Annotated in this window: 20 protein-coding genes and 1 pseudogene; 6 read left to right on the forward strand and 15 right to left on the reverse strand. The window is 62.5% G+C overall.

Going from position 1 to position 19,668, the window contains the following annotated elements; genetic code table 11:
* The first annotated feature begins 23 nt into the window (after positions 1-23).
* The gene (locus ACZ2G3_RS16590) at positions 24-743 is read left to right on the forward strand and encodes a YsnF/AvaK domain-containing protein (protein WP_470399571.1); all 720 of its coding nucleotides are present in this window, start codon (positions 24-26) and stop codon (positions 741-743) included.
* 116 nt (positions 744-859) lie between these two features.
* On the opposite strand, the gene ACZ2G3_RS16595 is transcribed toward ACZ2G3_RS16590, so the two are convergent.
* The 8 genes and pseudogenes from ACZ2G3_RS16595 to ACZ2G3_RS16630 all read right to left on the reverse strand — a co-directional run bounded on the left by ACZ2G3_RS16595 (position 860) and on the right by ACZ2G3_RS16630 (position 8,422).
* Positions 860-2,074, reverse strand: coding sequence for an IS256 family transposase (locus ACZ2G3_RS16595; RefSeq protein WP_470399573.1), 1,215 nt, complete (start codon positions 2,072-2,074; stop codon positions 860-862).
* A gap of 190 nt (positions 2,075-2,264) precedes the next feature.
* A protein-coding gene (locus ACZ2G3_RS16600; RefSeq protein WP_470395968.1) for an IS5 family transposase occupies positions 2,265-3,022 on the reverse strand; the annotation gives its coding sequence in 2 pieces (ribosomal slippage) (positions 2,265-2,701 and positions 2,701-3,022; 759 coding nt in all).
* Between the two features lie 297 nt (positions 3,023-3,319).
* Positions 3,320-3,507, reverse strand: a pseudogene (locus tag ACZ2G3_RS16605) (integrase core domain-containing protein); the annotation flags it as partial.
* Positions 3,474-4,076 (reverse strand): sensor histidine kinase, encoded by a 603-nt coding sequence (locus ACZ2G3_RS16610; RefSeq protein WP_470399574.1) that lies wholly within the window; start codon positions 4,074-4,076, stop codon positions 3,474-3,476. The pseudogene ACZ2G3_RS16605 and the gene ACZ2G3_RS16610, both read right to left, overlap by 34 nt.
* A gap of 141 nt (positions 4,077-4,217) precedes the next feature.
* Positions 4,218-5,420, reverse strand: coding sequence for a hypothetical protein (locus ACZ2G3_RS16615; protein WP_470399575.1), 1,203 nt, complete (start codon positions 5,418-5,420; stop codon positions 4,218-4,220).
* Positions 5,421-5,770: 350 nt separating this feature from the next.
* Complete coding sequence (locus ACZ2G3_RS16620) at positions 5,771-6,172, reverse strand: four-helix bundle copper-binding protein (protein ID WP_470399576.1); 402 nt, start codon at positions 6,170-6,172, stop codon at positions 5,771-5,773.
* Positions 6,173-6,408: 236 nt separating this feature from the next.
* Positions 6,409-6,660, reverse strand: coding sequence for a hypothetical protein (locus ACZ2G3_RS16625; RefSeq protein ID WP_458478828.1), 252 nt, complete (start codon positions 6,658-6,660; stop codon positions 6,409-6,411).
* A 484-nt stretch (positions 6,661-7,144) separates the two neighbouring features.
* Entirely contained in the window at positions 7,145-8,422 is a 1,278-nt protein-coding gene (locus tag ACZ2G3_RS16630; protein ID WP_470399722.1) for a cation:proton antiporter, read from the reverse strand.
* 1,134 nt (positions 8,423-9,556) lie between these two features.
* Between ACZ2G3_RS16630 and ACZ2G3_RS16635 the strand changes: the two genes are divergently transcribed.
* The gene (locus ACZ2G3_RS16635) at positions 9,557-10,558 is read left to right on the forward strand and encodes a tyrosine-type recombinase/integrase (protein WP_470399578.1); all 1,002 of its coding nucleotides are present in this window, start codon (positions 9,557-9,559) and stop codon (positions 10,556-10,558) included.
* Positions 10,559-10,623: 65 nt separating this feature from the next.
* Here the strand turns inward: ACZ2G3_RS16635 and ACZ2G3_RS16640 are convergent, their stop codons facing one another.
* Complete coding sequence (locus ACZ2G3_RS16640) at positions 10,624-11,718, reverse strand: ParB/RepB/Spo0J family partition protein (protein WP_470399579.1); 1,095 nt, start codon at positions 11,716-11,718, stop codon at positions 10,624-10,626.
* On the reverse strand, positions 11,715-13,019 hold the full coding sequence (locus ACZ2G3_RS16645; protein ID WP_470399580.1) for an AAA family ATPase: 1,305 nt from the start codon (positions 13,017-13,019) through the stop codon (positions 11,715-11,717). Before ACZ2G3_RS16645 ends, ACZ2G3_RS16640 begins: the two co-directional genes overlap by 4 nt.
* 454 nt (positions 13,020-13,473) lie before the next feature.
* Here ACZ2G3_RS16645 and ACZ2G3_RS16650 point away from each other — a divergent pair, with 454 nt between their 5' ends.
* Entirely contained in the window at positions 13,474-14,178 is a 705-nt protein-coding gene (locus ACZ2G3_RS16650; RefSeq protein ID WP_470399582.1) for a DnaA N-terminal domain-containing protein, read from the forward strand.
* A gap of 34 nt (positions 14,179-14,212) precedes the next feature.
* Here the strand turns inward: ACZ2G3_RS16650 and ACZ2G3_RS16655 are convergent, their stop codons facing one another.
* Complete coding sequence (locus ACZ2G3_RS16655) at positions 14,213-14,686, reverse strand: sigma-70 family RNA polymerase sigma factor (protein ID WP_419269528.1); 474 nt, start codon at positions 14,684-14,686, stop codon at positions 14,213-14,215.
* A gap of 221 nt (positions 14,687-14,907) precedes the next feature.
* On the opposite strand from ACZ2G3_RS16655, the gene ACZ2G3_RS16660 reads away from it, so the two are divergent.
* The 3 genes from ACZ2G3_RS16660 (at position 14,908) to ACZ2G3_RS16670 (ending at position 16,408) form a co-directional block, all read left to right on the forward strand.
* A complete protein-coding gene (locus ACZ2G3_RS16660; protein WP_419269527.1) occupies positions 14,908-15,765 on the forward strand; it encodes an SDR family oxidoreductase in 858 nt (285 codons plus the stop codon).
* A gap of 39 nt (positions 15,766-15,804) precedes the next feature.
* On the forward strand, positions 15,805-16,008 hold the full coding sequence (locus tag ACZ2G3_RS16665) for a hypothetical protein (protein ID WP_470399583.1): 204 nt from the start codon (positions 15,805-15,807) through the stop codon (positions 16,006-16,008).
* Positions 16,009-16,105: 97 nt separating this feature from the next.
* A complete protein-coding gene (locus tag ACZ2G3_RS16670; RefSeq protein ID WP_470399585.1) occupies positions 16,106-16,408 on the forward strand; it encodes a hypothetical protein in 303 nt (100 codons plus the stop codon).
* Positions 16,409-16,762: 354 nt separating this feature from the next.
* Here the strand turns inward: ACZ2G3_RS16670 and ACZ2G3_RS16675 are convergent, their stop codons facing one another.
* From ACZ2G3_RS16675 to ACZ2G3_RS16690, 4 genes are all read right to left on the reverse strand, one after another.
* Positions 16,763-17,041, reverse strand: coding sequence for a hypothetical protein (locus tag ACZ2G3_RS16675; RefSeq protein WP_470399587.1), 279 nt, complete (start codon positions 17,039-17,041; stop codon positions 16,763-16,765).
* Positions 17,042-17,453: 412 nt separating this feature from the next.
* A complete protein-coding gene (locus tag ACZ2G3_RS16680; protein ID WP_470399588.1) occupies positions 17,454-17,702 on the reverse strand; it encodes a hypothetical protein in 249 nt (82 codons plus the stop codon).
* A 152-nt stretch (positions 17,703-17,854) separates the two neighbouring features.
* The gene (locus ACZ2G3_RS16685; protein WP_470399590.1) at positions 17,855-18,352 is read right to left on the reverse strand and encodes a YciE/YciF ferroxidase family protein; all 498 of its coding nucleotides are present in this window, start codon (positions 18,350-18,352) and stop codon (positions 17,855-17,857) included.
* A 111-nt stretch (positions 18,353-18,463) separates the two neighbouring features.
* Positions 18,464-19,642 carry a zinc-dependent alcohol dehydrogenase gene (locus tag ACZ2G3_RS16690; protein ID WP_470399592.1) on the reverse strand — a complete coding sequence of 393 codons (1,179 nt, stop codon included), beginning with the start codon at positions 19,640-19,642 and terminating at the stop codon, positions 18,464-18,466.
* Positions 19,643-19,668: the final 26 nt, after the last annotated feature.

Raw genomic sequence — 19,668 nt, forward strand, 5'->3', positions numbered from 1 at the left:
ACAGAGCAGAAAGCAGGATAATCATGTCCCATACAGTTACCGCCATTTTCCGGACCGCCGACGTCGCCGATCTCGTTCGGCGCAAGCTTGCCGAGGTCGGGGTTCCGGAGCGGCACATCCATGTCGCCGGTGGCACCGATCGTCATGACGAGGTCGACACGCTTCATTTGCCGGATGAGGATACTGTTTCCTACAAGCAGGCCGTGCGTGAGGGCAATTATGTGGTCTCCGCCGAGGTCGAGGACGCGCAGGTGGATGCCGCTGCGGAGATCATGCGCCACCCCGAGGAGAGCGTCGATATCGACGCCTATGAGGCCGACTACCGCGCCAGCCCGGACTATGCTGCAACCACCGGCATCGCCGCTGGTGATGTCCGCGGCGAACAGTCGATCCCGCTGGCCGAAGAGCGGCTGAACATTGGCAAGCGTATCCACGAGCGGGGCTCGGCGCATGTCCGCACCTATGTCCAGGAGATCCCGGTCGAAGAACGGGTGCGCCTTCGCGAAGAACGGCTTTCGATCGAGCGCCGGCCGCTGGATCAAACTCTGACGGGCGCTGACGCCGAAGCTTTGTTCCAAGAGCGCGACATCGACATCTCGACGCAGTCTGAGGAGGCCGTGGTCAGCAAGGAAGCCGTGGTCACCGAGGAAGTGGTCGTTGGCAAGGAGGTCACCGAGCATGACGAGGTCGTGCGCGACACTCTGCGCAAGACCGAAGTGGAGATCGACAGGGACCGGACCTGACATCCTTTAGAACAATTGAAGGGCGGGCAATCTCAATGAGACTGCCCGCTGCCTCCGTCAGGGGAGTGTCTGAAACTCTGTGTATCTGACCGGGCCCATGCGGTTTTCAGATACGGTCAGGCGTCGAAACGCCCGGCGAACATTATGGCCAGCTGATTACGGGCCGCAACCCATTCGCGCACCGCGCGGCCACCCTTTTCGAAGTTGCGGATCGCCAGGAAGATCAGCTTGATCGCGGCCTCCTCGGTCGGGAATGAGCCCTTGGTTTTCAGCGTCTTCCGTAACACCCGGTTCAACGATTCCACGGCGTTTGTGGTGTAGATGATCTTCCGGATCGCGGCACTGAAGGCAAAGAACGGGATCACCTCCGCCCAGGCCCGGCGCCAGGCTGGGGCGATGGAAGGGTATTTCCCGGCCCATTTCTCCTCGAACCCATCGAGCTGTCGGGCGGCCTCCTCGGCCGTTGGGGCCTGGTAGATCGGGCGCAGATCGGCGGCCACGGTCTTGCGGTCCTTCCAGCTGCAGAAGTTCATGGAATGTCTGATCAGGTGAACGATGCAGGTCTGAACTGTGGTGTCAGGGAAGGCCGCGGTGATGGCCTCTGGGAAGCCCTTCAGGCCGTCCACGACCGCAATCAGGATGTCCTGGACGCCCCGATTGCGCAGTTCGTTCATCACTGACAGCCAGAACTTGGCGCCTTCATTGTCGGCGATCCAGAGCCCGAGGACCTCGCGATCCCCGTCCCGGGTGACGCCCAAGGCGATGTAAACGGCCTTGTTCTTGACCATCCGGCTGTCGGCATCGCGGATCTTCACCCTTAGCGCGTCAAAAATGACGATCGGATACATCCGGTCCAGCGCCCGGTGCTGCCACTCGCGCACCTCGTCCAGAACGGCATCTGTGACGCGGCTGATCAGGTCAGGCGAAACCCGCAGGCCATAGAGATCCTCAAGATGGGCCTGGATGTCGCGCACTGACAGACCGGCGGCATAGAGACCGATGATCTTGTCATCCACCCCATCGATCCGGGTCTGGCCCTTCTTCACCAGCTCCGGCTTGAAACTGCCGTCCCGGTCGCGCGGAACGGATAGCGGCACCTCGCCATCCGAGCCCTTCACGCGCTTGGTTGAAATCCCGTTGCGGCGGTTGAAATGTTCCTGCGGTGCCTCGGCACCGGCCTCATAGCCCAGATGCGCGGTCAGTTCGGCCCCGAGCATCCGTTCCATCAGCCGGATCTTCAGTTCCTTCATCAGCCCAGCCTCGCCAAGCAGATCGTCAGGCCGCTTGCAGCCCTTCAGCAGCTCGTCCAGCAACTCGTTCGAAATCGTCATCGTCCTTGCTCCTCTCAGGAAGCATGGACCAGATCACGAATACACAGAAGGCCGGACACTCTCTCCGTCAGAGCTAAGAACAATCTGCCAGCCAATGTTTGGCTGCAGGCCAGCTTCAATACCGCTATCGCACTTTACTGCATCTTGTTTGTCTGGGGCTGACAGAACTAGGCTCAGGACTCGTTCTTGATCACAGCCAAAATAGGACGGTTGCGGCCAATGCTATTGCGGAGAGGTATGTCTCCGGGCACCTGTCGTAACGCGTGGCGACACGTCTCCAGTCTTTCAGCCGCCCGAACATGATCTCGATGCGATTGCGCCTTCTGTAGCGGCGCTTGTCGTATTTCACGGTTTTCTTGCGCAACTTCCGGCTAGGGATACAAGCTTTTATCCCTCTGTCCTGCAACGCTTTTCGCAGCCAGTCAGCATCATAGCCTCGGTCCGCCAAGAACCAATCAGCCTGCGGCAGGCCGTCCAGAAGCGCCGCTGCGCCGGTGTAGTCGCTGACCTGTCCTGCCGACATGAAGAACCGGATAGGTCTGCCTTTCGCATCGGTGACGGCGTGCAGCTTGGTGTTCATGCCGCCTTTCGTTCGACCAATCTGGCGACTGCGCCCCCCTTTTTGGCCCGCAGGCTGCAAGCCGTGCGATGCGCCTTCAGATAGGTTGCATCGATCATGATTGTCTTCGGATCGGTGCTCTCGGCGGCCAGGCCGACCATGATCCGGGCGAAGACCCCGTTGTCACTCCAGCGCTTCCAGCGATTATAAAGCGTCTTGGCAGGTCCATATTCACTCGGCGCATCGCACCATCTCAAACCATTGCGATTGATGAAGATAATGCCGCTCAGCACCCGCAGATCGTCAACTCGGGGACGGCCATGGCTCTTGGGGAAGTAGGGGCGAAGGCGCGCCATCTGCGCCTCGGTCAGCCAGAACAGGTTGCTCATCGATCAGGTCTCCTTGCGGCGGCCTGAATCACGCAAAGGGCGTAAAATCAATGGGTCTGGAGCCTAGTCTTTAGGCAAGAAGTTCAGCAGAATTGTGACACGCACTCGGCAGTGCCTTTTTTGGATGGACTGTTGGGCCACAGGCAACAGCGTCTGGTTCCTGCTGACAGTATCGCCGTCACCACCGAGGCAAATTCAAAGCCGCCGCTGCATTGGCGGAGGTCCAAGCTTATTACGGTAACCTCCATCATGGATCTCCTCGCTGGCCTGCCCATATCGAATGGTCCGATTTAAGTCTTAGGGCATCATGGGTCTTTGTGCCAAGGCAGGCGCCGACGGGGAGAGGGCACGTCTCGCTTTGATAGCCAATGAATGGCCTCGGGCGCGGGTGGTCTGTAGCCAAGGGACGAGTGTGGCCGCACTGTGTTGTAGTGGACGCGTCACGTCTCGATCACCACGCGAGCCTCGGCGAGTGAATAGACAACGCGCCATATTTTGCCGCATTGGTCGACAGCTCATGAAGTGCCAGCGCCAGCCCCATGATCTGCTGCGCGTTCACCTCGACGCTGTCCCCGTCGATGATGAAGCGGTGCCCGCCGTCGTTGTGAGGTGCCAGAGCGCCCTGGACGATCTCGTGGATGTCGGCCGTTTCCCACCTTTGCTCCGTCAGGAAATCCTGAGCGCGCGCCATCGCCCCGATCCGGTCGGCCACCGCGCCCGCGGCCTCCTCCAGCGTGGCGGCAGCCCGCAGGCTCTGGGTCACCACCGCCTGGATCATGCTCAGGGTGTTCTTCATGCGGTGGATCATTTCCCGCTGGATGACCCGCTGCTGACGTTCCCAGTCCCGCCGCTCCTCCAGCAGGCGTTCGGTCCGGGCGAGCTTGCGCTCGCCCTCAAGGTGCTGGCCGATCAGCTCGGCGAAAAGCTCGAAGGTCGCGATCGTCTGCGAAGACTTGAGCTTCCGGGGGGCGGGATCGATGGCGCAGAGGGTGCCGAAGAACGCGCCATCCGGAAGATGGATGGGAAAGGAGACATAGCTTTGGAAACCGTACATCAGCGGCGTGTCGTGGTCACAGTAGACATCATTCGAGGCGGACGTTCGTGCAGGTGCAGGTTCTGATCGGCTAGATCAATTAGCAAGTACCGATATGATCATTGGTCCGTTGCTGCGGAAGCCTCCCCCCTGCGCCGCGCCTCACGGCCCGACACGTTCAAACGAAACACCCGAAAGACGCGAGCAGGAACCATCTTCGTCATTTAGCGTGAAGCCGGCTCCATCAGCGGTGATGCGGCAGCGCATGGGAAACCGGGCGTCTTCCAGATCGCCATCTACACTGCTGAGGGTCAGGACGCCCTCGGACAGGGTGTATTCGCCAGTAGCTGACCTCTGCGTGTCGGCATTTGTCATCTGGAACCGGCCCTCCCGGTCGAACATGGCCGTGACGGATTTGTGCCGGTAGATTTCATCCAGAACGAGGCCAGCGGTCGCGGCGCGGGCCGGGCGGCCTGCCTCTTGCTGAAGCTTCCCGAGATGGGATTGCAGCTCTGCCAGACGCTCGCTGCGTTCGGCCACCGTGCGCGACAGGGTGGCCATCATCTCCTGCATTGTTCTCATCCGCTCCTCGGCGGTGGCGGAGTCCGCGGCCAGTTCCTCTCGACGCTGAACCAGCGCATCCACGGACTGGGACACGGTACTCCGGGTGTTCTCAATGCTGCTTAGGTCTTCACGGGCGGCGGCGACCTGAAGCTGAAGCTGCGCCTCGGCCTCGCGGACGTTCTGAACACGCTCTTCCACGCCCGCCGCTTCTTCGGTCAGCTGCGCGACCGTGGCCGTCAGGTCCGAAACACGGGACTGCAGATCGGCCTCTTGGCGCCGCGCCTCTTCCAGTCTCCCACCGACATCGGCAAAATCCTGAGAGGTCTGCGTGATCTGCTGTTGGGCCTGCGCGATCTCCTGCTGCAGGCCGGCCAGCGCGTCCTGGTCACGGGCGATCTCCTGCAGCAGGGCCTCGCGCTCCTCGCGCAGCGCCTGCGTCCGGACGTCCAAGGCCGCGGCGGCTGCCTGTGCGGATTGCAGTTGCTGCTGCAGGCGTTCCAGATCGCTCATGATCTGACCACGGGTGGCCTCGGCCTGGGCAGCCTCGCCGTTCATCGTCGCGATGCGCGTCTGCAGGTTTGTGGCCGTTCCGGCCAGTGCGACCTGTCGGTCAAGCTCGTCCTGCGTCTCGGCCGATACCGACCAGAAATAGAGCGCGAGCAACCAGCCAAGCAACGCGACGCCGGCGACACTGGCGCCGATCCAACGATACCGGGCCTCTCGCTGGCCTTGAAGAGAATTGTGGGGGGAATTTTCTTGGGCCAAGCTCGACCTCCTGCAATGACGCGAGTAAATCTGCAAGTCTTAGCCAACCCGAAGGGCCCGCGAATGTTCCGAAAGTGGGAGGGCGGCAGCCTCAGAACGGCACCGCATGGGACCAATTGTATCACACGGATCGCGAAGTGCCACGTTTGGCCTCGATGGCATGGTCAGCATGCGGCTTTCAGGTTTGAAGGCCGCCTTCATGGGCCAGGTTGCGAGCGAAGTTCTGAGCCAGAACTAGGCCGACGGTGCTGCATCCATCGGCTTGAGTTTATCCTTTCTTTTGCTGCTGCTCCTCTGCTGCTGCCGGTCTTGCCTTCGAAACCAAAACCTTCCTCGCCGGAGAAGCTGCCGCCCTCGCGACTCATGCTACGATCAAGCGTCAGTCTTTACTGGACGTCGTTCAGCGCCGCCTGACAGGCCTCGGCACAGCGAGTGCAGGATTTCGAAGAGATGCGGCAATGTTCGTGCATCTCGGCGTGCTGTCCGCATTCCTGCGCGCATCGCTGACATGCCACCGCACAAGCCTGGATGATGGCCCTGAGAACCTCCTCGTTCGAACCTGTGCGACGCGAGGCCATCGCCCCCGTGGCCGCGCAGATGTCAGCGCAATCGAGGTTCAACCGGATGCACTGCCGCAGTTGATCGACCATCGGCTCGGCCAGACAGGCATCGGCGCAGGCAGTGCAGGTCTGGGCGCAGCTGTAGCACTCCTCGATGCATTTCAGAAGGTTCTCCGCCACGTTTCCCTGAACGTCGGGGTGCGTGCTGATCATCTCTCGAACATGCATGGTCTTCCTCCTCGCAGTTGGTGAGGACGCGCAACCGGCGACGGAAGGGGATTGTTCCAATTCAGTTCAAGAGTAACCGTCCCGGCGCCTCAGTTGCGACCAGAGTCCGCCCTAGAAAGCGGGGCGACGAAGCGAACAGCTTCAACCGGGGGAGCAGATCCTCTGCATCTCTTGGCAGGGCTGGGGCAGCCGGCGGCGTCAGAGGCGACGCCCTCCCAAACCTCATTGCGTTTCGATCACTTCCCGATCGGGAACATGTCCTCGCCATAGTAGTGCAACTGGGTGTGGTGGCTGCGGCAGAGCCACCTGACCTTGAGGGGCTCATCATACCGATCGTGATGGGCGTCGACCACTTTTGCACCGCAAACCTCGCAGGGCTGCTTCTGAAGCTGCCCGGCCGCCAACGCCTTGTGCACGAGGAGATGGGCCCGGTACTTGAGCGGGTTGGCCCTGCGCCAGCCGGTCTGGCGCGTGTTGCTCTTCAACATCGCCAGGCCCGCCTCGGCGGCCAGGATATCGTCCGATTTGCTCATGTGCCCCCCTCTCCTCACATCGCACTGCGACAGTTTGACTCGCGCCTTGATCGCATATTCTGCTCATTCCTGCATTTTCGGCAGTTAGGGGATAATGTCCAGAACCGGAGGCGGCGAGAACCCGCACGTGGGGGCGATGCGGCCGCAAACTGCTGGAAGGAATACTGCCTGCGCTCGCCTTTCTCTACAGATGGGGCGCTGACATAATCGCAGACTGGAGCAGAACTCAGGAAGGAACTGGCTTTTGCGGATCAAGGTCACCGGCTCGACGCCTGCGATGGTAAGAGCCGATGACGTAGAGCTTCTCAAGCCGAACTTGCTCATCACCATATCGCGGGGCCGCCCGTTCACCCTCATTGAAAATGATACGCGTCGCCAGCTGCGACTTTGCCTGCACACCCCAGTCTTGGAAGCCGGGAGCTGTGACAGCCGACAAGCATCAGACCATGCTGCTCACCTTCAGGCGCGGCTTCTCTTTCTGGTTCAGCCAGCGGGCGAAACGGCCCAGGGTCAGACCCTGCACGAGGATTGAGAAGACCACGACGGCATAGGTCGCGGCAAGGATCAGGGCCTTCCACTCGCTTTCGGGCAAGGACAGCGCCAGCGCAACCAAGATGCCCCCCTTCAGGCCGCCCCATGTCATCAGCGGCACGACGTCCCGCCCTTCACGGCGAATGGGACGCAGCAGCAGGATCGGCAGCGCCACCGAAAGCAGACGGGCCAGCAGCGCGAGCCCGACGGCTGCAGGCAGAGCGACCGCCATGTCCGACGTGAAGCTCAGCTGAAAGATCTCCATTCCGATCATCAGGAACAGGGCGGCATTCAGGATCTCGTCGATCAGCCGCCAGAAGCCGTCGACATAGGTGCGTGTTTCCTCGGACATGGCGTCGCGACGGCCGACATTGCCAATCATCAGCCCCGCCACGACGGCCATGATCGGCGCCGAAACCTCCAGTGCCAGCGCAAGCTCGTAACCGCCGAAGGCCAAAGCCAAGGTCAGCATGACCTCCAGCGGATAATCGTTTATCCGCCGCATCAGCTGAAAGACCCCCCAGCCCAAAGCGGCCCCCAAGGCCGCTCCGCCCACTGCCTCCCGGATAAAGAGGAGCACCACGGCGCCAAGATCGAGGGGTGAGCCTCCATGCGCTCCCGGCGACGGGAAGGCCAAGCCCACAAGCAGCAGAAAGACCACATAGCCCACGCCGTCATTGAAAAGGGACTCGCCTGCGATCTTCGTTTCCAGGCTTTTGCGGATGTTCGCGTCCCGCAGGATGCCCAGGACCGCCACCGGATCGGTCGGCGAAATCAACGCGCCAACGACCAGAGCAATCAGAAGCGGCATCCCGCTGACCCATGAAAACCCTACGGCGACGATGGCGGTCGAGATCGCGACTCCGAGCGTCGCCAGGAGCAGCACAGGCAGTGCTTCGCGTCTCAGATCTTTCAGCGACACGTGCAGCGCCCCGGCGAACAACAGAAGTCCTAACATGCCATCAAGCAGAGAGCCCGAGAATTCCAGGGCCGCGACCCATTCCCGCACCTGGACGGCAAGATGCAGGCCGGGGTGGAGGTGATCCACTGCAAGGACGACGACAGATCCGAGCAATGCCGTGATCATGATCCCGATAGACGCCGGAAGCCTCAGGAAGAAATAGTTGAAGGTGCCGGAGGCCGCAGACAGGACAAGAACAACCGAAGCGATCTGAAGTGGTGTCATGAAATATCCTTTGAGACAGAGGCGCCAACTCGGACCATGCGGCGTGGCATTCTGCCAACGTGCTGTCCTGCCCATTTGGTGCCGATCGCCCGAGAATTTCGACACAGCCTGGTCGCGCCGCAACCTTCCGGGTCACCATTCGGCGGGTGGAATTGGCGCACCAACGGGCGTTTGGGGGCCGCTCAATGACGATCTCGCTCAAGCGTACCTTCTCTCCCTCCGCCATCATTTGGCACCGGGTATCCCTCGACCTGCAGTACGGCGTGTTCTACCGTGATCTCCGAAAAGTCCGGCGGAGCTGAGCTTCCGGGCCGACCCTGAGGCGATTAGCTAGCGAAAAAAGCGCTGCTTCTGTCAGGCCGCGAAAGATGCACGCCGCTGCAACCAATTCACAGAGACTCGGCGCTTGGACAAGACTTACATCAAGGTCAGGGACAGCCGGCATATATGAACCGCGGCTTGCGCAGGCCTAGAAACATGCCGAACGTCCGCAGTCAAGGCGCCGGAACAAGCCGGCCGGCACAAGGTTTCTGCCCGCACAACGAAAGTGAATGGGCAGACTGGTGCCATCATCAACAATGTAGCCGACGCGGACGCATTGCGGACGTCACCCGATGTTGAACTGCACCGACGGTGTCAATCCGATCAAGCTGATGCATACCAGCAATTCAGCGATCCGACAGGACAGCACTCCCGCTTCATTGGACTGCGGGTGAATTTCAGATGGGGCCTGAAGAGCTTCACGTCCGCCGATTCGCGATGGTCGGCCTCCCACTGGTGAAAACCATCCGCGGCGGCCCGTTCAGGTTTGAGCTTCATCCGATTTAGCAGTTCTGCAAATTAGTAATTTGGAGCCGAAGTCGTTGCTGGCTTCCGGTTTATTTCTGGACAATTTCCAACGACAATTTGCGTGCGACCCTGTCTGCAGGTCACTTCGGGTGGAATAATTTATCAGCACAGCCTGCCTTAAGCTTCCCATAACATCCATAATAACGTTTGCTGATTATTACATCTAAAGGCTTTAGCTAGGTCAAAAAGCCTCGATAACTACATGTTATCGAACCTCTTGCCGTCCTCCTTCCAAGGGCTCATTATCCTCCCATGATATCGTCCCTCACCCTGCCCCACCTACCCTTGGCTGACCAAGAGGCCTTGGCCGACCTCTTCCGGCGCGGCACGCCCGGCAATACGGCGAGGGCATGGGAGCGCGACCTGGCCTACATCACCGCATGGAAGCTCGCGGCGTTCGGTCAGCCACTGTCTTGGCCCGAGGATGAAGGTGTGGCACTGCGCTTCATCCTCGATCATGCTGACGATCTGACGGAGACGCCCTCGCCTGCGCGGGACGCGGCCGCGGCCTTGGTCGCCCAAGGCCTGCGTCGTTCGCTGTCATGTCCGGCACCCGCAACCCTCGATCGCCGCGTGGCCAGCTGGAGGGCGTTTCACCGGATGAAGAACCTGGCCTCGCCCTTTGACGCACCGCTGGTCGCACAGGCGCGCAGCCGCGCCAGGCGCGCTGCCGCCCGGCCCCCTGCCCCCAAGTCGGACCATCCGATCACGCGCCCGGTGCTGGAGGACATGCTGGGCAGCTGCGACGAAAGCCGCCGCGGCCGTCGTGACCGCGCGGCGTTGATGCTGGGATGGGCGTCAGGCGGACGGCGCCGGTCCGAGATCGTGGCCCTCAACCACGACGACCTGGACCTGCGCGAATGGGCTGCCAAAGGACTGATCCGGATACGTTTGCTGACCACCAAAACGACCGGGGCGGACGCCGCGCCGCGTCTCCCCTTGAAGGGTCGCGCGGCACGGGCGGTGCTCGACTGGCTGTCGACCGCGCATCTCGAAGAGGGACCGGTATTCCGCCCGATCAGCCAAGCGGATCGGGTTCTTGACCGCCGGCTGACACCAGAAGGCTTGGCGCGTATCGTGCGCCACCGGCTTCACATGGCAGGCTATCCGCCGGGCTTCGCAAGCGCACATGGCCTCCGAGCCGGTTTCCTGACGCAGGCCGCACTGGACGGCGCACCTCTCCAGGCGGCCATGCGGCTCTCGCTCCATCGCAGTGCAGCGCAGGCGCAGCGCTATTATGCGGATGTCGAACTGGCGGACAATCCGGCGGCCAACCTGCTGGGCTAGGGCCAACAAAAACGGCGGCGAGGGCCCTGCCCTGCCGCCGCATACGTTCTTCCCCGCGGGGAAGATCACTCGATCTGATCAAGCATCGACGCGACCGCCGCTTCCAGCTTGCGGCGATCCACGGCCGAGAAGTCTCGCGGCAGGCGGATCTCCAGCCGGCCGTTGGCAGCCGTGCATTTGGCGCTGCCCTGCGGGCGCTGAAGCTGGAACGTCGTCTTGGCCTTTGCGGCGGGCTGCGGCGGCGCAGCCGCGGCCTTCGGTGCCTCATTGGGGGCCAGCGGCTCTGCCCCCTGCCCCGCATAGCGTCGCAGAACCCCCAATTCGTCGGTGATCGAGCGCGTATCCCAGTCCTTCAACTCCGACTTGATGGCCGCGACCAAGCCCGGCACCTCGTCCAACCGCTGCGCCAGCGCGAGGCCCAGGGCGCGCGGGATCTCCTGCGGATAAAGCAGTACCTCGCCCAATCGCTCGACCAAAGGGATGAAGTTGCGGATATAGCTGCGCTTTTGATACCCGGCAGACTTGAAGAGGATCGCAACCGCCTTTTCGGCGTCCGATTCAGCCGTCAGAGGATCCATCGCATAATGGACGGCCAGTTGGGCCATTTCGGCAAAGGAGATGTCCTTGCGGACCAGGTTCTCGTCCACCATACGACGGTAAAGGCTCTCAATCTGATCGCCGCGGGCGGCGATGCCGGCCGGGATGCGCCCCCAGGTCTCGGCATCGCCCGTTTCCTCCAGCAGCTGCCGATAGGCGGACAGTCGGCGCCAGCCCTGGATCAGTTCGTACCGTCTCTCGCCCGCAGGTTCGACCCGGATCGGGTTCGAAAGGCCGATGTCGCGGATCGACGCGACCAGCTCCGCCAGCTCGAAATCGGCCACGGGCTTGCGGTCGCGGATCAGTTTTTGCGTATCGATCGCATCCAGCGGGATCATGTCGGTGATCAGGCCGGCGCGCTTCAGACGGACATGCTCTTGTGCCAGCGCGTCATTTTCCGCCCGGATTTCGGCCTCGACCTTGGCGCGGTCGCGGGCGGACTCGGCCGTTTCACTGATGGCCGCCGCCATCGGCCCCCGCCGGGCATCGACCTTCCCCGCGGGGAAGTCGCTGACATCGTCCTCCGGAATGTCGATATCGAACATGCGGCGCTTGCGGCTCATGGGTGATCCTCCAGCTGGGTCCAAGCGGCCAGGACATGGCCGCGGAATTCCTCATAGGCCTGATCAAAGGTCGCGCGCGCCCGGCGCCAGGTGCCGCGTGTCATCTCTCGGTAATCGATCTCATAGATCGAGCTGAGGAAGCGACCCGACTGCTCAACCGCGCGGGTAAGCTCGATCGGGTTCTCGGCCAGGCGATCGCCAAAGACCTGGCGAAAGGCCCCGAACATTGCTTGATGCAGCTCGTTTGAGGGCTCGAAACGGGTCATCAGGAAGCGCACATCGGCGAACGCCTTGGGAAGGGCGATCTTCCCCGTGGGGAAGTTCTCGAAGCCGTGGGACAGATCCTCCAGGGCCTCGGCCAGCTGACCGATGAAGCTGGTGGTCGAATCGTATTCCCAGTAGCCGGGCCCTGAGGGGATATAGAGCATGTCCGCGGCAAAGACCGCGTTCATCGACTGATAGCCGATCGCCGGCGGGCAGTCGAAGAGGATCAGGTCATAGGCATCGTCCGCCAGGCTGTCGAGAAAGCGCGACACGGCACCAAAGAAGGTCCATTCCGGGTTCAGGTGCCGGTATTGGGCGCTGGCGAACTCAACGAAGGCGGCGTTGGCGCAGCTGGGAACGATGTCGATGGTGGGCCAAGCCGTCGGCTTGATGAAGTCCGCCGGGCGCAGCGTGCCCAAGCCCATGTCACGGATCGAAGCCGGCAACTTGCGATGGGGCAGGGCGGTGCCGCTCTCCGCGCCGGCGGAGGCGGTGTTCATGCGGTCCGTCTCGCGCTCCAGGTCGCGGGCCATGATGCCCCAGACCGTATGATCCTCTCCGACGTCCGTCAGGCCCATGCTGTGGGACAGCGTCGCCTGCGGGTCGAAGTCAACGACCAGGACACGATAGCCATCCAGCGCCGCGGCATGCGCGAAGTGCAGGGCCACCGTGGACTTGCCGGCGCCGCCCTTGAAGTTGGCGATGGCGGCGCGGAAGGCGCGCTTGCCCTCAGGGCGCGGCGGCATAAGCGTCTTCTTGTTGATGCGGACCCGGCGGCGCAGCTCGTTCACTTCCTCGAGGCTGAACCAGCGCTGGCGACCGTCTTCCTCGACTTCCCCGAGGGGAAGGTTCGGGTCCGCGGCCAGCTTGCCGCGGAAGGTCGACTGGTTGATGCGAAAGATCAGCTCGGACACCTCCCAGCTGGAAAAGCGCCGCAGGGTCTTCTCGTTCGCCGGACTGAAGGTCTGGCGGCGGATCCAGCCCTGCATCTTGAGTGACTGGGATTGCAGCCGCGCGAGGTCTTCGTGAGTATACATGTTGTGCCTGTTTCAAAGGACGCAGATTATTGCTCCTTCCGCTTTTACGCCGGATTTGTGCTTTTGGCAAAAGCGTTGTTCACTAAAGCCGATACGACACCCGATCCAGCACCTGTTGCGCGAATCGCTAAAGGCTAACCCGCGCCCGTAGCGCATCCCGGACGGGAACGCAGAGCCAGAAATGGGGGACGCGACCGCCCCGCCCCCCACAAATTGGGGGACATTCCGGGGCAAATACGGGACATGTTGAACGTCCCCCTATACCAGTGATACCGGATTTCCATAATGATAAAGACCCGGATCCGGCGGCGCCGGACCTAGCTGCTTGACAGGGAGAAGAAACAGGACGCTAATGCAGTCAGGTTGGCGAAAGACGTTGGAGCACTTCCCTGAGGGTCCCCGGCAGACTCAAGCCAATGCAGGCAGACCGGGTGATCCGGCAGCAGGAGCGGCAATGCAGGTGACCCGGCCCGTCGGACGCGAGGCGGCGGCAAAGAAATACGACATCCTGTCGGCGCTGATGGCTCATGGCCTGGCGGGCGAGCCGCAGCTGCAGCGGCTGGTCCTGCGGCTGATGTCGCTGATCACCAGTCGCTACAACTGGCAGCGGGACGAGCTGACGGTCGGGCAGAGAGAGATCGCCCGGCTGTGGTGCGTCGACGAACGGACGGTCAAGCGCGACATGGCGCGACTGCGGGCGATGGGATGGGTTGTGGTCAAGCGGCAGGGGGCGCGGGGCAGGGTGTCGGTGCTGGGGCTGGACCTGCAGCGGATGCTGCTGGACAGCCGCCCGGCTTGGCCGAATATCGGCGAAGATTATGTCGCCCGGATGACGGATCGCGGTATGGGGCCGGAAGCGGCAGCCGACGGTAGTGCGAATGTCGTGCCCTTTCGCCGCCACGACATCGCTATCCAGGACGGGCTGTGGGGCGCTGTGCGGACGCGCCTTCTGGCCGAGGATCCGGTGATGTTCGACGCCTGGTTCGCGCCGCTGGTCGAAACGGCGGATGAGGCGGGGCAGGGGGCTGCGGTTCTGCACCTATCAGCACCGTCACGCTTTCATGCGACCTATGTGCGCACGCATCTTCTGGCACGCTTGGAGATGGCCGCGCGGCGCTGCGATCCTTCCGTCCACTCCGTCCGGATCGACACGCTCTGACCGATGTGACTTGAACGAGAAGACGGATCCGCGCTCAATCCGGCGGGTCGATCGACTTGCGCAGGATGGCCCGGGCGCGGGAGATGCGGCTTTTCACCGTGCCGATGTCACAACCCAGGATCTGGGCCGCGTCGATATAGCTTTCGCCGATGACGCCCACCAGCACGATGGCCTCGCGATAATGGGTGGGCATCTGGTCCAATGCGCGCCACATCTCCCTTCCGCGGATGTGCCATTCCTGAGTGGCCGGAGTGGAGGGTCCGAAGGAGACACAATCCGCAGCCCCGGTCGGCTCGCGCGACGACTTCTTGCGATTGGTGTAGAAGCGGTTGCGCATGATGGTGAACAGCCACGCCCGCATATAGGTGCCGGGCTTGTAGCTGTCGGCATGTTCAATCGCCCGCACCAGCGTTTCCTGGACCAGATCCTCGGCTTCGGTGGGGTTTCCGCAAAGCGATTGTCCGTAGGCTCGCAGTGCACGGACGTGGTCGATTAGGTCGTCTGACATCCCTGTCCTTCCGTCGGCGCGCCCCTGACACGGGCCAATGCAGGACGGCTTGCATCGGTTCCGCATCCGAAGGGGAACGCGCGTCTTTTTGCTCAATTGGTCTGGGACGCACGGCCGGCGGAGCAGGTTCTTTGCACGCGGCGCGGGAACATTCCGACAGACAGCCGGTTGGGACCGCCGAAGAGCAATGACTTCGCCGCCCCAAGATCCAGGAGCTCCTGATGACCGACTATCCCAAGCCGCCCTTCCCGCCGCAGACGCAGGATCTGCCTGGCAGCTTCGCTAAGATGGACCCGGTGCCCGATCACGGCGAGGAGAGCTGGCGCGGAGCAGGGAGGCTGGAGGGAAAATGCGCCCTGATCACCGGGGGCGACAGCGGCATCGGGCGGGCGGTGGCGATCGCCTATGCCCGTGAAGGGGCCGATGTGGCGATTTCCTATCTGTCCGAAAGCGACGACGCCCGCTCGACGGCCGAACTGATCGAGGGGGCGGGTCGCCGCTGTCTGCGCCTGGAGGGCGACATCGGTGACCCGGAGCACTGCCGCAAGATGATCGACAAGGTGGTCGGCGAATGGGGCCAACTGGACGTGCTGGTGAACAACGCCGCGCATCAGGACCTGTTCGACAGCATCGAGGAGATCTCGGACGAGGAATGGCGCAAGACCTTCGCCACGAACATCGACGCCATCTTCTATCTGTGCAAGGCCGCGATGCCGCATCTGAAGAAGGGTGCGTCGATCATCAACACGGCATCCATCAATTCGGACCAGCCCAGCCCGGCGCTCTTGGCCTATGCCACGACCAAGGGGGCGATCCAGAATTTCACCATGGGGCTGGCGCAGATGGTGGCGGAGAAGGGCGTGCGCGTGAACTGCGTTGCGCCCGGCCCGGTCTGGACCCCGCTGATCCCCGGCAGCTTCGAGGCCGAGGCCGTGTCGCAGTTCGGCGCGAACTATCCGATGAAACGCCCGGCGCAGCCGGTCGAACTGGCGGCCGCCTATGTCATGCTGGCCGAGGACATGGCCAGCTATGTCTCGGGCGCCACGATTGCCGTCACCGGCGGCAAGCCGATGATCTGATCAAAAGAAAGAGGTGTCGTGATGAGAGGTTCAGCCTCCGTGATTTTTGGGATCGGCGTCCTGGCCGGGTTGGCCATCCCGACCCTGCTGCGCGCAACTCCGAGCCGCCATTCGCAAGGGCCGCGCGATTCGGTCCGTGATGCCGGACCGGGACAGATGAAAAACCCCCCGCCCGATTGGGACGAGGTGGACGAGGCCGTGGACGAATCCTTCCCGGCCAGCGATCCGCCCTCGACCTATTGAAGACGGCGGGAGCATTCTTGTCGGCGCCGCATCAGCCAAGCGCCGGCAGGCTTGGGGGTGCAGGCTTGGCCGCGTTCCCGTTCGAAAGGAGGTTCACATGGACCGGAAAACCGAGACCGCCGAAACGCTGCGACAGGGGGTCGACCATGGTCAGGCGGCCGACAAGGTCGACTACCCCGACCCGGCCGCAGCTCCGCTTGGGACGGATGCCGAGGCCGGCGGACATCCGGTCACGGCCCGAGAGGCAGGAATTGCGCATGACCAGGAGATTCGGCGCCCCCCGGGCAGGACAGATGACGATCCAAACCCCGATCCGGGATTTGGCAGCATGGGGCGCTTGGTCCTGCCAGTCACGCTTGTGGTCGTGGCGATCCTTTTGCTGCTCTGGGCCTATTTCTGAGCCAAGGGCGAAGGGTCAGCCCCCTCTGAGGGGGGGGCCGAGTGCAGGTTGGCGTGGATCCCGGTCGCAGGTTCGCCCGTGGATTGCTGAGCTTCGAGTGCGGCAGCAAGCTGCGCTGTCAAGTCCAAGACGCGCTCGGACAAGGGTTCCGCATCCATCGCCTGCCGCAATGCGGTCAGGGCCTGTCCAAGTCGAGAATCCGGGCTGCCGCACATGCACTTGCTCCACATCAATCGCGCTAACTTACATCAGTTCCCGAAGGCTGGCGACCGGTTCTCCGCCATCAGGACACAAGAACCGGCGACTGCGGTCAAAATGTCGCGCGCAAATTAACCGTTCGTGCACAGATGGCTGTCACAACGGGGTGAGGGTTGCATCGACGAGGCGGCCATCCTCGTGTTTTTGCCTGCTTTCACTGCCAAAGCTCTGGATCGGAGGCCCGCCGAAATGACAGAAGACGAACGCCGCCGCGACGACCCCGTCGACCAGCACCTGGCGCAGTTGTGGGCGCAGTATGAGCAGCAGCCCCTTTCCGAGGAGCTTCGTGCCTTGGTGGCGCGCCTGCAGGCTGCGTTGAAGGCACAGGGCAAGCTGGCGTAGACGTAGAAAGAGGACTCGTTTCAGGAAGTTCATGAAATGACCGGGGTTTGCAGATCCCAAGGCCAAATATGTCAGAACGGCCAGTGCAGGCAGGCTTGAGGGTGGAACCTACCTGCTGCTGGCGAGGGGTAGAATCGGACCGCCGACCCGGATTGGCCCCACAGGTTCCATCGCTAATGGCGCACAGGTCGCATGGCGATCTGCGGCACGGGCCCAGCCCTATGGGCACGCTCTCTGGCGACTGTTCGCCCAGTCAAGCATATCGCTGAAGTCTTCGATTCCTCGTTGAGGGACAAGACGGCTGGCATCTACACGGTCTCCTATACATCAGCCTTCCTTAGGAAACGGATAGAAGTTGTACAGCGGCGCGGCGCTGAAGCGTGACATTGGCACCTCATGAAGGAGCGCCACCAAACTCGTGTCCTGACATTTGCGCCACATCCCCTCAAACCGGGGGCGTCATCCTCCGCATCGTCAGATCGAAGGCGTCCTGATCATCCTGGGACGGCATGGCACTTTCCATCAGCACCCGAACCTCCTTGCCATCGATTTCGATCTGCCCTTCGGCATATTGCGCCAGCTGGTCCTGCGTCATCTCGGTGATGGCACGGATCCTGATATAGTCGCCGCCGCTTTCGGTGATCTTGCCGGTCAATTGCGGGCCACCGTCCAGCGTCAATATGGTATCGCTCATCATCCACTCCTTGTGTTCGAACATCTTCGCTCCGTGAGGAAACGCTTGGCGGGCAAACGGGGTCCACCGGCACTGCAGGGCCATTCCCAGCTGCGGCTCAAAACGCAAAAAAGGCCCCGCCACGAAGGCGGGGCCGCGAAAGACGGTGGTCCTCAGGCGGCTTCGATCGCCGCCGGGTTGGCGCTGCCTTCGGCCAGCGTGGTCAGCTTCTCGTCGGTGGCCGATTCTTCTTCCAAGGTCTGGTTCAGCAGCGCGGCCGCATCGGTCATCTTCAGCAGCTCGGCCCAGGACTTCAGCGTACCATAGCGGGCGATCTCGTAATGTTCGACGGCCTGAGCGGCTGCAACAAGACCGGCATCCAAGGCGGGTGAGCCCTTGAACTCGTCCATGATCTCCTCGCCCTCGGAGATGATCCCGTCGATGGCCTCGCAGGTCTTGCCGCGCGGCGACTTGCCCAGCAGTTCAAAGACCTCCTGCAGGCGCTCGATCTGGCCCTGGGTTTCCTCGCGGTGGTGCTGGAAGGCGGCTTTCAGCTCTTCCGACTGCGCGGCACGGGCCATCTTGGGCAGCGCCTTCAGGATCTTGCGCTCGGCGTAATAGATGTCCTTCAGCGTTTCATGGAACAGGTTTTCCAGCGTCTTCGTACTCATCATGCATTCCTTGGTGAAGGGATATGGCAGGGGTCGCCCCCGCAGGACCGCTTAACCGGGCGGTCCGGGTTATGTTCCCGCCCGCCCGGTCAATCAGGGGATCGCGCGGTGTCAGCCGTTCGGGCGCAGCACGACCTTGATGCAGCCGTCGTCCTTGTCCCGGAACCTCTTGTAAAGCTCGGGTCCTTCGGACAGGTCGGCTCGGTGGGTGATCAGGAAGGTGGTGTCGATCTCGCCCTCCTGGATTAGGTTCAGCAGGTGGGGCAGGTAGCGCTGGCAATGGGTCTGGCCGGTGCGCAGGGTCAGGCCCTTGTTCATCAGCGCGCCCATCGGCAGCTTGTCCACGACGCCGATATAAACCCCCGGGATCGACAGCGTTCCTCCCTTGCGGCAGCACATGATGATCTCGCGCAGCACGTCGGGACGGTCCGTGCCCAGGTAGAGCGCCTGCTTGACCCGGTCCACTCGCGCCATCAGCCCGGAATCCGGCGCGGCTTCCGTGCCCACGCAATCGATGCAGCTGTCGGGGCCGCGGCCGCCGGTCATTTCCATCAGCGCGTCGTAGACATCGGTCTCGCTGAAATCGATGGTCTCGGCGCGGCCCTTGTCGCGCGCCATGGCCAGGCGCTCGGGCACCTTGTCAATGGCAATCACCCGGCCCGCACCTTGCAGCCAGGCCGAAAGGATCGCCATCTGGCCGACCGGCCCGCACCCCCAGATCGCCACGGTGTCACCCGGCTGGATATTCGCGTGTTCGGCCGCCATCCAGCCGGTCGGCAGGATGTCAGACAGGAACAGCACCTCCTCATCGTCCATCCCCTGCGGGACCGCGATGGGACCCACGCTGCCATAAGGCACGCGCAGATAATCGGCTTGGCCACCGGAATAGCCCCCCAGCATATGGGAATAACCGAACAGGCCCGAGGGCGACTGGCCCATCACCTTTGCCGCCATTTCGGCATTGCGGTTCGAGCGGTCGCAGAGCGAATAGAGCTGCTTCTGGCAGAAGAAGCACTGCCCGCAGGCCAAGTTGAAGGGGACGACGACCTTGTCGCCCTGCTTGAACTTGCTGTGGCCCGAGCCCGTCTCGACCACCTCGCCCATGGTTTCGTGGCCCAGGACGTCGCCTGACTCCATCGTCGGCATGCAGCCGTCCATCAGGTGCAGGTCGGACCCGCAGATGGCGCAGGCGGTCACCTTGATGATGATGTCATCTGGTTCCTCGATGCGGGGGTCGTCGACTGTCTCGTACCGGATGTCGCCCTTGCCGTGCCATGTCAGTGCCTTCATCAAAGCCTCCATCGTCCGAATTGGGT

This window comes from Paracoccus sp. KKT209, from assembly GCF_055635455.1.